Source organism: Amycolatopsis ultiminotia (assembly GCF_039536925.1).
GTDB lineage: Bacteria > Actinomycetota > Actinomycetes > Mycobacteriales > Pseudonocardiaceae > Amycolatopsis > Amycolatopsis ultiminotia.
In genome coordinates, this window is sequence record NZ_BAAAZN010000005.1 from 337,158 (window position 1) to 350,855 (window position 13,698).

Here is a 13,698-nt window from a genome sequence, read left to right on the forward strand (position 1 = left end):
ATCCGACGTGCTGTAGATTGGACGGCATGACCACCCGAACTTTCCTGATTACCGGCGTCAGCAGCGGTCTCGGCCGGGCGTTCGCGCAGGGTGCGCTCGATGCGGGGCACACCGTGGTCGGCACCGTCCGCAAGGAGGCCGACCTGGCCGGCTTCGAAGCGCTTGCCCCTGGCCGCGCCCACGCGCGGCAGCTCGACGTCACCGACGACCGGGCCGTACCCGCCGTGGTGCGCGAAGTGGAGTCTTCGGTCGGGCCGATCGACGTGCTGATCGCGAACGCAGGCTACGGCCACGAGGGCGTCTTCGAGGAGTCGCCGATTTCCGAGCTGCGTGCGCAGTTCGACGCCAACGTGTTCGGCGTCGCCTCGACTGTGCAAGCCGTGTTGCCGTCGATGCGGCAACGGCGCTCCGGGCACATCTTCGCGGTCAGCTCCATGGGCGGGCTGATGACCGTGCCGGGACTGGCCTACTACTGCGGCAGCAAGTACGCGGTCGAAGGCATTCTGGAGACTGTCGCGAAGGAGGTGGCCGGCTTCGGCGTGCACGTGACGATCATCGAGCCCGGCTCGTTCCGCACGGACTGGGCCGGCCGCTCCATGGTCCGCACCGACCGGTCCCTCGACGACTACGACGAGCTGTTCGAGCCCATCCGCGCCGCACGGCAGGCGGCGAGCGGCAACCAGCTGGGCGACCCGGCGAAGGCCGCGGAGGCGGTGCTGAAGGTGCTCGAGGCGGAGAAGCCACCGGTGCACCTCGTGCTGGGCTCGGACGCGCTGCGGCTCGTCGCGGCAGGACGTTCGGCCGTGGAGAGCGATCTGCGCGAATGGGAAGAGCTCTCGCGCTCCACGGATTTCCCCGACGGGCACCAGATCGCGGCGAACTGAGCATGCCGGAGAACCGGCCGCACGCGAGCCCGGCGGCGGGCTGCCGGGTCCCGCCGAACCGAGCCCTCGACGTGGCGCCGATTTTTCTCGGCGCCACGTCGGCTAGCCGGCTGTGCGGTACGGTCGTCCAGTGGTGACAGGGAAATCAGCGGCCGTCGGGCGACGGCGTTCGGCGCCGACCAAGGGCGACCGGCGCGAGCAGGCGATCCTCGACGCGGCCGAGGCACTGCTCGAACACGAGAATGTCGAACCGATGACGGTGGAGACCATCGCCAAGGGCGCCGGAATCTCGCGCGCGTCGTTGTACTTCTACTTCGGTTCGAAGCACGAGGTGCTCACCGCACTGGTGGCGCGCACGGTCGCCGTACTGCGGGAAGACGCACTGGGCGCGGCAGGGGACACTGGCTCGGCACCCGCGGAAACTGTCCGGGATGCCTTGCGGCGCACCGCGAAGCAGTGGCGGGAACACGGCCTCGTGATGCGCGCGGCGGTGGATTTCGGCCCGGTCGTCCCGGAAATCGGGAAACTGTGGAAGGACACGCTCGACTCCTACGCCCAGGCGATGACCCGCGTGCTGGTCCGCGCGGGCATCGCAGACGTGAAGGGGCCCGCCGGTGCCGCCGCACTGGCCGGTCACCTCTGCTGGATGACCGAGCGGACGTTCTACTGGGCCTCGGCCCATCCCCGCGAACTGCGCCCGGCAACCGAAACCTGCGCCCAGATCTGGCTGCGGGTGATCGACTCCGCCGGAGGAACGGCGATCAGCTGAGTTCGCGGCCCTTCGTTTCCGGAGTGAGCAGCGTGGTGACCACCCCGATGGCGACGAGAACGACCATGTACAAGGCGAAAATCCACTGCAAGTGCATGCCACTCAACCAGGTCAGCAGATAAGGAGCGGTGCCGCCGAAGACGGCTACCACGAACGAATAGGGGACGCCGATACCGGACGCGCGAACCGCGGTGGGGAACAGCTCGGCGAAATAGGCCGGCATGATGCCCACGAACGCCCCGAGGAAGACCAGCGCGACGAGCATGAACAACGCGAGCCGGACCGCGGATCCGGTGATGCCCAGCAACAACGGGAACGACAGCAGCAGGAATGCGATACCGTAGGTCAGGAATACCGGCTTGCGGCCGAACCGGTCGGAAAGCTTGCCCCACAGCGGCAAAGTGGCCATGAACACCAGATTGACGAACACCGTGACCCACAACGCCTGCGTCGCGGGGACGCCCCGGTTCGTGATCGCGTAACCGGAGATCCCGATGGCCCAGGTGTAGTAGACGACCGTGCTGGCGAGGCTGAACCCGATGATCCGGTAAAGACTGGCGCGATTCGCCGCAAGCCCGCGGAGCAGTTCCCGGGTGGACGGCCGGGGCGTGGCGGCGCCTTCGCCGGCGAAGGCGGAAGTTTCGGGCAAGGAGCGACGCAGGTACAGCCCGGCGATACCGAGCAGGCCACCGAACAGGAACGGGATGCGCCAACCCCAGTCCTGTAACGTCGCGGTGCCGAGCGCACTGCCCGCGGCCGCGCCGATCAGCGAGGCGAGCACGATTCCGGTGGTGACCGAGACGTACAGGCTGGTCGACCAGAGTCCGCGCCGGGAGCTCGGTGCGATCTCCGCGATGTAGGTGTAAGAGGCGGCGATTTCCCCGCCGTGGGCGAGCCCCTGGGCAAGCCGTGCGGTCACCAGGATGGCAGTCGCGCACAGGCCGATCTGGTGGTGTGTCGGCGAAACTCCGATGACCAGGCTGCCCGCCGCCATCAGCAGCATCGAGGCGGTCATCGAAAACCGCCGTCCACGGCGGTCGGCAAGCCAGCCGAACACGAAGCCGCCGATGGGGCGCATCACGAACCCGACGGCGAACACCGCCAAGGTGGACAGCAGTGCCCCGGTCGCGTTCGAGTCGACGAAGAACTGCGCGGCGAAGAACGGTGCGAAAACCGCGTAGACACTCCAGTCGTACCATTCCAGTGCGTTGCCCACGCCCGCGCCGAGGAGTGTGCGGAACCGGTGCTGCGGCGCGCCGGCGGACCGGGTGTCCGAGGCTGGGTGCTGGCTGGGAGCCGACATCGGCCCTCCTTGGGTAGGTTTCGGCCACCACGCACGGAAACCGGGGCGGTGGCGGAAAGCGGTGGTCAACCGGCGTCGTCCCGCCGGATCTGGCCGGCCCGGCGGACGCCGCGCACGAAATTCTGGTAACCGGTGCAGCGGCACAGGTTTCCGCTCAACGCGTCGCGGATTTCCTCGTCGGTCGGATCGGGGATGTGTTCGAGCAGGGCGCTGGCGGCGAAGGTCATACCGGGCAGGCAGAACCCGCATTGGAACGAGTAACACTCGAGAAAGGCCTGCTGCACCGGATGCGGATCGTCCTCGGTGCCGAGGTGCTCCAGGGTCCGGACCTCGGCTCCGTCGATCCGGCCGGGCAGCTGCAGACAGGTCTTGACGCAGAGTCCGTCGACCAGCGCGGTACAGGTGCCGCAATCCCCGTTGCGGCACCCGGCACGCACCCCGGTCACCCCGAACGATTCACGCAGGACATCCACCACGGTGGCATCCGCATCGACGGTGGCAGCCACGTCTTCACCATTGAGCCGCAGCGTGATGGGCAGGTCGGTCATCGAGACTCTCCTCGTGCGGCCAGCGCCCGGCGAACCGCCCGGCAGGCGATCTCCGCGCATACTCGGGTCCGGTAGCCGGAACCGGCCCGCACATCGGACCAACGCCGGTGTTCGGGCAGTGCCGCGACGCGGTCGGCAACGGCGTGCTCGACCTCGGCGCGCTCCACTCCCTCCAGCACGATCCGCAGTGGCGTATCGGCCACCGCACCCAGTACCACTTCCCCCGGATCCGGAGAGCCGGCCGGACCGAGCACGCACGCCGCGGTCACCACCGGCCACGAGGATTCGGCGAACTTGAGCTTGTAGTACCCGGTTGTCCACTGTGGCGGAAGGACGTCGATGGCGAGGCCGGAGAGGAATTCACCTGGCCGCAGGTCGCCGCGACCGGCACCGAGGAAGAACTCCCCGGCCGGGACCCGTCGGGTACCGCTTCGCGAACTGAGTGACAAGACCGTGCGCAACGCGGTGAGCACAGCCGGAACATCCGAATTCGGCCGAGCCGCGCAGGCCGCGCCGCCGACGGTGCCCTGGTTGCGGATCTGGATGCCGCCGGTGATCCCGCTCGCCATGCGGTGCAGCAAAGGCAGCCGGGTGGTGATCAGCTCCGAGGTGATGAGCTGCTGGTAGCTCACCATCGCACCGAGGTGGATCCCGGTCCCGTCCGCGGTGATCCGGTCGATGCCCAGCCGCCCGAGGTCGAGCACGCGGTGCGCGGTGAGTTCCCCGCGCACGAGAGCAGGCACGGTGAGCGTGCCGCCCCCGACGATCACTGTCTCCGCTTCGAGGAGTCGCGTGGTTTCCTCAGCCGTGGTGGGGTACTCGACGGTGAACCGGCTCATCTGCGAACACCCGGCCGATACAGCAGGTCCAGCACCCTCGGCGGGGTCAGCGGCACCGTCATCACCACAGCGCCGTGCCCGGCGAGAGCGTTGTCCACCGCGTTCGCGACCGCCGCCAGCGCGCCGCCGACGCCGGCCTCACCGGCCCCCTTCGCGCCGAGCAGGGTGCCCGGCGCCGGGGTTTCGTGGTGTCCGATGTGGAACGACGGCAGGTCGTTCGCGCGTGGGATCAGGTACTCCTTGAACGATCGGCTGCGCGCTGTTCCGTCGTCGTCGAAAAGACTCGATTCGGACAGTGCGAGTCCGACGCCCATCGCGATGGCGCCCTGCAACTGCCCCTCGACGAGGACCTCGTCGATGACCCGGCCGCAATCGTGCACCGCGGTGAGCGCCAGGACCCGGACCACACCGGTCGCCGGGTCCACCCGGACCCGCGCGACGTAGGCACCGCTGGAAAAATACGGGTAGCTGTGCCGGTAGGCGGTCGTCTCGTGTGGACCGCGCAGCGTTTCGGGGCGGTAGGTCCTGGTGACCGAGAGTGCGTCTCGATCGACCACACGGGACAGTTCGTCCAGGCCGAGCACGCGGTGCGGAAGCTGCACCCGGCCGTCCCGCAACGAAACCTCCTCGGCAGGCACCCCCTCGTGCGCCGCTGCCGCCTTGCACAGGGCACCGGCCAGATCACGGGCGGCCAGTACGACGGCGGCGCCGCCCACCGCGGTCCCGCGGCTGCTCGCGTTACCGGTCCCGGGTGGACATCGGTCGGTATCGCCCTGCACCACGGTCACCCGGTCGCGAGACACGCCCAGCTCGGCTGCGGCAAGGCCGGCGAGACTCGTGTCATTGCCACCGCCGGGGTTCGTCACGCCGCTGAGCACCACGATCTGCCCGTCCGGTTCGAGCCGAACGGTGGCCGCCTCGGGAAGGGCACTCGTGGCCTGACGGCCATCGAGCGGACCCGAAGCGTGTCCGCCGCCTTCCGGGGTGACTTCGAACGCGAGCCCCACGCCGTCGAGTCCTTCGGCGGAGCCGGCGCCGGACTGCCGGTAGTCCGCAGCCCGCAGTGCCTTGTCCAGCAAAGCCGGAAAATCACCGCTGTCGACGAGGTAGCCCGAGGGCATCCGGTACGGCATCGACTCCGGGGTAATCAGGTTCCGGCGCCGCACTTCGACGGGGTCGAGGCCGGTGTGCCGGGCCACCAGGTCCATCGTGCGCTCCATCACCAGCACCGCGGTTTCCTTGCCGTACCCGCGACAGGACTGCCACGGCGGAAGCGGCGTCGTCAGCACCTTGGCGGAGATCGCCACGTGGGGCACGGCGTAGGCGGTCGGCAGCGTGGCCGCGCTGACGTAGGCCTGGCGCCAGCCGGGTGTGGCCGAACCGGCACCGACCGGGATGGTGATCTCGTCACGGAACGCCACGACCCGGCCGTCCCGGTCGAATCCGGCCTGCACGCGGTGGACCTGCTCGCGTGCGCCGGCGAGGAAACACTCGGCACGGCTTTCGATCCACTTCACCGGACGCCGGCACAGCATGCTCATCAGGCACACCAACGGTTCCTCGGGCTGTCCGGCCATCTTGAGCCCGAACGAGCCGCCGACCGGCGGGACGACCACCCGGATCGCGGTCTCCGCCAGACCGAACACCTCGGCCAGTTCGGCCCGTAGCAGGAAGGGCTGCTGGTGTGCCGCGTGGACGGTCAGCCGTCCGGCCCGCTCATCCCATCCGGCGACATAGCCGCGGGGCTCCAGCGGTGCGCTGGTGCTGCGGTCGATCGAGAACGTCACCTCGAACCGCTGCGGGGCCGAAGCAAGGGCGGTGTCCGGATCTCCCCGACGGAACTCGTTCCCGGCGAGGAGATCCGGCCCGCGGTCCGGCAGATCCTCGTACGCCGCCGACGCCGCACTCGCCCCGGCTCGCGCCGCACGCGGGCTTTCCGCGACAACGACCGCGATCGGTTCTCCGGCGTAGCGCACCTCGTCCACGGCAAGTGCGAGCAGCCGGTCCCGCCGGGCACCGACGAGCTCGGGATCTCCCATCGCATACGGAATCGGGTTCAGGTGCAACGCTGCTTCCCGGCCGTCGAGCGTCCGCACCACGCCGGGCACGCGTTTCGCCTCCGAGAGATCCACTGTGGACAGCCGGGCACCGGCTCGGGTGCTGCGCACGACGGCCATGTGCAGCAGTCCGGGCGGGCGCAGGTCGTCCAGGTAAGTCACGGTGCCGCCGGCGTAGGCGAATCCGTCGGTCTTCGGCCATCGTTGCGTCTTGCCGGGCATCTGCACTCCTCGTCGAGCCGGCCGGGAAAAGGGGACGTCAGCTCGTCTTCATCCGGGCGATCCCCTCCAGCGCCAGGCCGTAGCCGAGCAACCCGTGCAGCCGCTGGCGCAGATCCTCGGTGAGCACGGTGCGCGTGTACCGGCGCACGAGGCGGGGCTGGCACAACAGCAGCCGGGCCAGCTCCCTGGCCCGATCGAGCAGCTCTGCGGCGGGCAGTACCTCGTTCACCAGGCCGATCGACTGTGCCTCGGCCGCGGTGAGCTTCTGCCCGGTCAGCAGGAAGTAGCGGCCGCGGTTGGCACCCATCAGCAGCGGCATCACGACGTGCATGCCGTCACCCGGCACCATCCCGCCGGCAAAATGGGCAGTGTCCTGGAAGTAGGTGTCTTCCGAGGCCAGCACGATGTCGGACACCAGCGGGATCTCGGCGTGCCGCACGGCGGGTCCGTTGATCGCAGCGATGACCGGCGCCTCGATCGCCAGCAGGGTGGGCAGCAGGTGCTTGCCTTCCCAGAAGATCGGGTCGTAGCGCTCGGGGGTCATCGTGTTGCGGTTGGGGTGCTTGCCGGGTTCGATCGCGGGCCCGCTGAAGAAATCCCCGGTGCCGGTCAGGATGATCACGTCGTTGTCGCGGTCCCGGCCCACCCGCAGGAAGGCGTCCTCGAACTCGTGGTGCGCCAGCAGGCTCCAGTGCAGCGGCCCGCCCTCGGTGTGGAAGCGCATCTCGAGGATGCCGTCCGCACGGGACATCTCGATTGTCTCGTAGCGGTCCCGGTACTGCTCGAACGCCGAGGGTGCGCGTACGAGGTCGGTCATGCTCCGTGCGTCGGTTCCGCCGGTCACTGGTCTGGCTCCGTTCCGTTGTCGTCGAAGATCGCCACCGCCCTGGTCCACCCCGCGGAGGCGGCGGAGATCTTGACCGGGAAACAGGCGACGGTGAACCCGTGCGCAGGCAGCTGGTCGAGGAAGCGGAGCTTTTCGATCTGGCAGTACTCCTTGGTGCGGCCCGCTTTGTGGCCCTCCCAGATGATCGAGGCGTCCCGGTCGCGTGCGTAGCGCTCGGCCACGTACCGGTACGGTGCGTCCCAGCTCCAGGCATCCGTGCCGACCACCCGCACCCCCTGCTCGCACAGGTGCAGCGTGGCTTCGCGGCCGATCCCGCAACCGCTCTGTGCGTACTCCGGGGTGCCGAACCGTGCGCCTGCCGACGTGTTGACCAGCACGATGTCCAACGGCCGCAGGGTGTACTCGATCCGCTTCAGTTCGTGCTCGATGTCGGCGGCGGTGACCACGTAGCCGTCGTCGAAATGCCGGAAGTCGAGCTTGACCCCGGGACGGAGAAACCAGTCCAACGGCATCTCGTCGATCGCGCGCGGCCTCGAACCGTCCACCATGAGCGAGGAGTAGTGCCACGGTGCGTCCACATGGGTCCCGTTGTGCGTGGACAGGTGGACGGTTTCCAGCGCGAACGCTTCGCTGTTGGGCAGTTCCTCGGGCTGCAGGCCTTCGTAGCGGCCCTGCAGCATGGGCACGGTGTCCTGGTGGCTGGTGTAGTCGATGTGGAACTCGTAACCAGGAGGATCGGCCGGGACACCGTTTTCGAGCGTCATCGAGAGGTCGAGGAATCTTGGCATGGCACCGTTCTTTCGATCGCACGGCCGGCACCGGTGCCCTGCACGACCGGTGTCTCCGACGAGGCTAAGGAGCCGGGCGCAACCGGGTCAAACGTTTGATATCAACGCGGCGGAGGTGCGGTCGACTCCCGGACCAGCAGCTGCGGTTCGTCCGGGACGACCACCCGGCGTGCGGTTCCGCCGCTCGTCAGCACCATCGCGAGCTCGACCGCTTCGGCACCGAGGCTCTCCGCGGGCAGCGACACCGTGGTCAACCGCGGCGCCAGGTAGTCGGCCGACTGATCATTGTGGACGGACAGGACGGAGACCTCCGCCGGCACCGCGACACCCTCGTCCCGCGCAGCGGCCAGTACCCCGATCCCCATCGGGAAAGTGCCGGCCACCAGCGCGGTCGGCGGGCGGCGCGAGCGCAGGACACGCACGGCGCCCTCGTAACCCGCAGCGGAGTCCCGATCGGCCACCTCGAGTGTGCTCGCCTCGACCTGCAGTGCCCGCGCGGCGCGGGTGAAGCCACGCCGGCGTCGGACCATCGTGTCCAGGGTGCTCGGCCCGAACACGCCACAGATCGAGCGGTGCCCCAAGCCCACCAGATGCGCGACAGCCGACGCCGCGGCATCGCCGTCGCGCAGGACGACGCTCGCCGCGATCCCCCGCACCTGGCGGTTGACCAGGACGACCGAACGGGGCAGCCGCCCGACGAGCCGGCGCAGCGCGGCGTCCTCGATCCGGCCGGAGGCCACCAGCATCGCGTCGACCCGGCCGTGCATGACCAGGTCCGAAATCGTCTCGTGCGGGTCGCCCGCCGCATGTGTGCCCAGCACCACGCCGTAGCCGTGCCGGGTCGCCCGCTCTTCCACGCCGTGGGCGATCGCCGAGTACACCGGGCTCGAGAACCCGGGCAGCAGCAGTCCCAGGGTCATCGTCTTCGAACTGCGCAGCCCTCGCGCGGACACGTCGGCGCGGTACCCCAGTTCTTCGGCTGCCCGCAGGATCCGCGCACGCGTCGCTTCCGAGGCGAAGCCGCGGGGATCGTTGCGGAGCACTCGCGAAACCAGGCTCACGTGCACCCCGGCCGCATCCGCCACATCCCGCAGCGTCGGCCGCCGCTGCGCCATTCCCGCCTCCGCTGTCGCCGAATGGTGGTGGGCCACCCCGTCTCCGGTTCCACTGTCGCACACGGCTTTGCGGCAGCCGTCACTTCGATCGGCCGGCCGGCCCGAGGCAGGCGTCGACGACCTTGGTGTCCTCCACGACCCAGTCGTCGGTCATCCGGCCCCAGCGCAGTGTCACCCACTGGGTGGCGTTGTTGCGGTAGCCGGTGCCGTCGGCCAGGGTGCCCTCGACCACCAGCCGGACAGCGACCCGGGTGTGCCAGGGCCAACCGCTGAGCGCCACGTCCTCGACGTGGAATCGCAGGTCCGCGAACCGGCGGGCGAAGCCGTGAAACCAGTCTCGAAAGGCCTCGCGCCCACGCCAATTCCCGCCGATCGCGGTGTCGCCGACGACGGTGAACCGCAGGTTCGCAGCCGCCATCCGGTACGGGGCGTCGAGGTCGCCCGCGTTCACCCGGCGCCAGATCCGGCGCACGATCCGGCGCACGACGTAGTGGTAGGGCATAGCCGCCTCCCTCAGTTCGGTAAGTGAACTCAGATGGTAGCTGAGTTCACTTACAGAACCCACTTGCTAACCTGACGACGTGCCCAGGACCGATTACTCCGACTTCGCCTGCTCTGTCGCCCGCAGCGTGGAGGTCATGGGCCAGTGGTGGACCCCGCTGATCCTGCGCGACCTCTACCTCGGCGTGGACACCTTCGACGAGCTCGTCACCGACCTCGGCGTTTCCCGCAGTCTGCTCACCCAGCGGCTCACCGGGCTGGTCGAGGACGGCCTGATCCGCCGCGAGGCCTACAGCGAGCGTGGCGACCGCTACCGCTACCGGCTGGAACCCGCAGGTCACGATCTGATCCCGGTCCTCGCCGCGTTGAGCGCCTGGGGCGATCGCTGGTGCACTCCGCAGGGCGGTCCCCCGCTGCTGTTCGAACACGACGGCCACGAATGCGTGCCCACGGTGGCCTGCTCGACCTGCGCGCACCCGGTCACCACCGACACGCTCGTCCCGGTGCCGGGTCCCGGCGCCCGCGCGGTCCGCGGCACTGCGGTTGTCGCCTCGCGCCCGCTGAGTCACCCCGGGGCGGGGCCGTGAGTGCCGCGGAGCACGAGGGAAACGGGAATCCGCCGTTCGACCGGCGGCGGGGCGGGTGTCGTCATCGCGTCCTGGAGCAGCTCGACGGCGGTGTGCGCGAGGCGCTCGAGATCGCAGCGCACCGTGGTCAGTCCGACGAGCGGCCAGCCCGCCATGGGGATGTCGTCGAAACCGGCCACGGTGAGGTCTTCGGGCACGCGCAGGCCGCGTTCCCGCGCCGCGGACAGCACACCCAGTGCGATGACGTCGTTCCCGCCCACGATCGCGGTCGGCCGTTCCGCCCGGTCGAGCAACTCCCCCGCCGCCGCCCGGCCCGCGTCGTGGTCGAACGCCGTCCGCACCAGCTCGTCGCGCCGGACGCGCACGCCACGCGCCCGTAGCGCTTTCCGCAGTGCGTCCGCCCGTTCGCGACCGGTCGAGGTGGCCACCGGTCCCTGCACCAGCCCCACGTGCCGGTGCCCGAGACCGGCCAGCAGTTCCACCACCGCCCGCGCGCCCGCCGAGTTGTCCACCGAGCACGAGGGCGACTCCGGATGGTCGAGCACCCGGTTGACCAGTACGTGCGGGATCCCCCGCTCAGTCAGATCCCTTGGCAGCGCCGAGGTGCGCAGCGTGGTGGTGAGGATGACCCCGTCGTACGAACCGTCCGCCAGCACCTCCGGACCGACGGCGCGGTGCTCCGAATCGGTCACCACGACGGTGCGCAGACCCGCCTCGGCCAGCCGCCGCCGGATCGGCTCGACCAGCTCCGGGTAGTACGGGTTGGTCAGCTCCTCGGAGACGACCGCAACGCGCCTGCTTTGCGTGGTCGACAGTGCACGAGCCGAATCACTGGGCACGTACGACAGCTCCAGCGCGGCGTCGAGGACCTTCTGCCTCGTCTCCGGTGAGGTTCCCGGCAGGTTCCGCAACGCCCTCGACACGGTCGGCTGCGACACCCCGGCAAGCCGGGCGACGTCGTGGCTCGTCACCTTCTTCACGTTGACAAGTATACGTATACAATCAATCGTGGCGCCATGTCCAGATACCTGAAGAAGTCCGCCGCGAAGGAAACCGACCGGGCCCGTCAGCTCGCCGTCCGCGAAACCGTCGCCGAGGTCATCGCCGAGGTCCGGGAGCGCGGGGACCAGGCCGTCCGCGAGTACTCCGAGAAGTTCGACAAGTGGTCACCGGAGCAGTTCCGGCTCTCCGGCGAAGAGATCGAGCGGATCGTGGCGACCGTGCCGGAGCAGGCGATCGCCGATATCGAGGCCGTCCAGCACCGGGTGCGCCGCTTTGCCGAGGCGCAGAAGGAATCCCTGCGCGACTTCGAACTGGAGACCGAACCGGGCGTGCACTTGGGACAGAAGAACATCCCGGTCGGCTCGGCAGGTGCCTACGTGCCCGGCGGCCGGTACCCGCTGGTCGCCTCGGCGCACATGACCGTGCTGACCGCGAAGGTGGCCGGGGTCGAGCGGGTCACCGCCTGCACCCCGCCGATCCGCGGCGAGATCCCCGCCGCCACGGTGGCCGCGATGCACCTGGCCGGAGCCGACGAGATCCTGCTGCTCGGCGGAACACAGGCGGTCGCCGCGATGGCGGTGGGCACCGAAACCGTCGGCAAGGTCGACCTGCTGGCCGGACCGGGCAACGCGTTCGTCGCCGAGGCCAAGCGCCAGCTCTTCGGCGAAGTCGGGATCGACCTGTTCGCAGGTCCCACCGAGGTGCTGATCATCGCCGACGGCTCCGCCGACCCGTTCGTCGTGGCGGTGGACCTGCTCAGCCAGGCCGAGCACGGACCCGACTCCCCCGCGGTGCTGATCACCACCTCCGCACAGCTCGCCCACCGCGTCGTCGCCTTCGTCGAGGAACTCCTGCCCGACCTGCCCACGGCCGACTTCGCGGGGCCGGCCTGGCGCGACCACGGTGAGGTCGCGGTCGTCGAAGACCTCGACGCCGCATACGCCCTCGCCGACCGGTACGCCGCCGAACACGTCCAGGTCCTGACCGAGAAACCCCGTGCGGCGCTCGAAAAGATGCGCAACTACGGCGCACTGTTCCTCGGCGAAGGAACCTGTGTGTCCTATGGCGACAAGGTCATCGGCACCAACCACACCCTGCCCACCCGCGGCGCGGCCACTTATACCGGCGGGCTCTGGGTCGGCAAATACCTCAAGACCGTGACGTACCAGGAGGTCACCGATCCCGCGGCCAGCGCCGCCCTCGGCGAGCTGTGCGGCCGAGCGGCCAGGGTCGAGTTCTTCGAGGGCCACGCCCGTTCCGGCGATGTCCGCGCGCACAAGTTCGGCGGCGCCGGCCTGCCATGGGCACCGGCGGGCCGCTGATGGCGATCGAAGGGCGGACCGCACTCGTCACCGGTGCCGGGAACGGGCTCGGGCGCGCCATCGCGCGAGAACTTTCCGACCGCGGTGCACGTGTCGTGCTCACCGGACGCGACCGCGGAAAGCTGGACAGGGTGGCGCAGGAATGCCGGGCCGGCACCCGGGTCGCCACCGTCGACACCGCGGACGAACGCTCGGTCGCCGCGCTGGCCGTCGAACTCTCCGCCGAGACGATCTCGATCCTCGTCAACAACGCGGGTATCGCCGGGCCCGTCGCGTCCCTCACCGAGATCTCGGTGGACCGGTGGGACGAGGTGTTCGCGGTGAACGTGCGTGGAGTTTTCCTGATGTGCCGGGCTTTCCTGCCCCCGATGGTCGAGCGGGGCAGCGGCGACGTGATCAACCTGGCGTCGGTGTCCGGCAAACGGCCACTGGCGCGGCGCACCCCGTACACCGCGTCGAAATCGGCAGTGCTCGGGCTGACCGCCACGCTCGCCCACGAGGTGGGCCCGGCCGGGGTCTCGGTGAACACCCTGTCCCCCGGGCCGGTGGACGGGCCGAGGATGCACCGCAATTTCACGCTCGAAGCCGAGCGCACCGGCCGGTCCTACGCGGAGGCGGAAGCGGACTACGTCAGCCGCGCGGCGCTGCACCGGATGGTCACCGAAAAGGAGGTCGCCCTCGCCGCCGCCGCGATGTTGACCATGCCCGGCCTGTGCGGTGCGGACATCGACCTGTCCGCCGGCATGATCGCGCGCTGACCGGAAATCCGAGGCACGCCGTCCGGGGCCTGCAACTGGCCCCGGACACCACCCTCGCCGAGGCGCCGCAGCTCGGCCCGGCAGCTTCGGACCGGAACGAAGAGACCCTGTTCGCCGCGGCGCGACCGCCGGGATCGAGACCATCGCCGGAAGCAG

14 protein-coding genes are annotated in these 13,698 nt (G+C 69.7%); 5 read left to right on the forward strand and 9 right to left on the reverse strand.

Features of this window, described 5'->3' with window-relative positions:
- Positions 1-26 precede the first annotated feature (26 nt).
- Both ABD793_RS14415 and ABD793_RS14420 read left to right on the forward strand, forming a co-directional pair.
- Positions 27-884, forward strand: a complete 858-nt coding sequence (locus ABD793_RS14415) for an oxidoreductase (protein WP_344859834.1) — start codon at positions 27-29, stop codon at positions 882-884.
- Positions 885-1,017: 133 nt separating this feature from the next.
- Complete coding sequence (locus ABD793_RS14420; protein WP_344859836.1) at positions 1,018-1,653, forward strand: TetR/AcrR family transcriptional regulator; 636 nt, start codon at positions 1,018-1,020, stop codon at positions 1,651-1,653.
- On the opposite strand, the gene ABD793_RS14425 is transcribed toward ABD793_RS14420, so the two are convergent.
- The 8 genes from ABD793_RS14425 to ABD793_RS14460 all read right to left on the reverse strand — a co-directional run bounded on the left by ABD793_RS14425 (position 1,646) and on the right by ABD793_RS14460 (position 9,874).
- Positions 1,646-2,956, reverse strand: a complete 1,311-nt coding sequence (locus ABD793_RS14425) for an MFS transporter (protein WP_344859838.1) — start codon at positions 2,954-2,956, stop codon at positions 1,646-1,648. The two genes, ABD793_RS14420 and ABD793_RS14425, sit on opposite strands and share 8 nt — an antisense overlap.
- A gap of 65 nt (positions 2,957-3,021) precedes the next feature.
- Entirely contained in the window at positions 3,022-3,504 is a 483-nt protein-coding gene (locus ABD793_RS14430; protein WP_344859840.1) for a (2Fe-2S)-binding protein, read from the reverse strand.
- Positions 3,501-4,343, reverse strand: coding sequence for an FAD binding domain-containing protein (locus ABD793_RS14435; protein WP_344859842.1), 843 nt, complete (start codon positions 4,341-4,343; stop codon positions 3,501-3,503). Before ABD793_RS14435 ends, ABD793_RS14430 begins: the two co-directional genes overlap by 4 nt.
- Positions 4,340-6,622: a xanthine dehydrogenase family protein molybdopterin-binding subunit gene (locus ABD793_RS14440; protein ID WP_344859844.1), complete on the reverse strand. Its 2,283-nt coding sequence runs from the start codon at positions 6,620-6,622 to the stop codon at positions 4,340-4,342. Before ABD793_RS14440 ends, ABD793_RS14435 begins: the two co-directional genes overlap by 4 nt.
- A 37-nt stretch (positions 6,623-6,659) precedes the next feature.
- Positions 6,660-7,466 carry an enoyl-CoA hydratase/isomerase family protein gene (locus tag ABD793_RS14445; RefSeq protein ID WP_344859846.1) on the reverse strand — a complete coding sequence of 269 codons (807 nt, stop codon included), beginning with the start codon at positions 7,464-7,466 and terminating at the stop codon, positions 6,660-6,662.
- Positions 7,463-8,257 carry a cyclase family protein gene (locus ABD793_RS14450; protein WP_344859848.1) on the reverse strand — a complete coding sequence of 265 codons (795 nt, stop codon included), beginning with the start codon at positions 8,255-8,257 and terminating at the stop codon, positions 7,463-7,465. The genes ABD793_RS14445 and ABD793_RS14450 overlap by 4 nt, the downstream gene beginning before the upstream one ends.
- Positions 8,258-8,358: 101 nt before the next feature.
- Positions 8,359-9,372, reverse strand: a complete 1,014-nt coding sequence (locus ABD793_RS14455) for a LacI family DNA-binding transcriptional regulator (RefSeq protein WP_344859850.1) — start codon at positions 9,370-9,372, stop codon at positions 8,359-8,361.
- 79 nt (positions 9,373-9,451) lie between these two features.
- The gene (locus ABD793_RS14460; protein WP_344859851.1) at positions 9,452-9,874 is read right to left on the reverse strand and encodes a nuclear transport factor 2 family protein; all 423 of its coding nucleotides are present in this window, start codon (positions 9,872-9,874) and stop codon (positions 9,452-9,454) included.
- 79 nt (positions 9,875-9,953) lie between these two features.
- Here ABD793_RS14460 and ABD793_RS14465 point away from each other — a divergent pair, with 79 nt between their 5' ends.
- Positions 9,954-10,460, forward strand: a complete 507-nt coding sequence (locus ABD793_RS14465) for a winged helix-turn-helix transcriptional regulator (protein WP_344859853.1) — start codon at positions 9,954-9,956, stop codon at positions 10,458-10,460.
- Here ABD793_RS14465 and ABD793_RS14470 read toward each other — a convergent pair.
- Positions 10,439-11,440, reverse strand: a complete 1,002-nt coding sequence (locus ABD793_RS14470; RefSeq protein WP_344859855.1) for a LacI family DNA-binding transcriptional regulator — start codon at positions 11,438-11,440, stop codon at positions 10,439-10,441. The two genes, ABD793_RS14465 and ABD793_RS14470, sit on opposite strands and share 22 nt — an antisense overlap.
- A 36-nt stretch (positions 11,441-11,476) precedes the next feature.
- On the opposite strand from ABD793_RS14470, the gene hisD reads away from it, so the two are divergent.
- On the forward strand, positions 11,477-12,784 hold the full coding sequence (gene hisD, locus ABD793_RS14475) for a histidinol dehydrogenase (protein WP_344859857.1): 1,308 nt from the start codon (positions 11,477-11,479) through the stop codon (positions 12,782-12,784).
- On the forward strand, positions 12,784-13,542 hold the full coding sequence (locus ABD793_RS14480) for an SDR family NAD(P)-dependent oxidoreductase (protein ID WP_344859860.1): 759 nt from the start codon (positions 12,784-12,786) through the stop codon (positions 13,540-13,542). The genes hisD and ABD793_RS14480 overlap by 1 nt, the downstream gene beginning before the upstream one ends.
- Positions 13,543-13,698 lie beyond the last annotated feature (156 nt).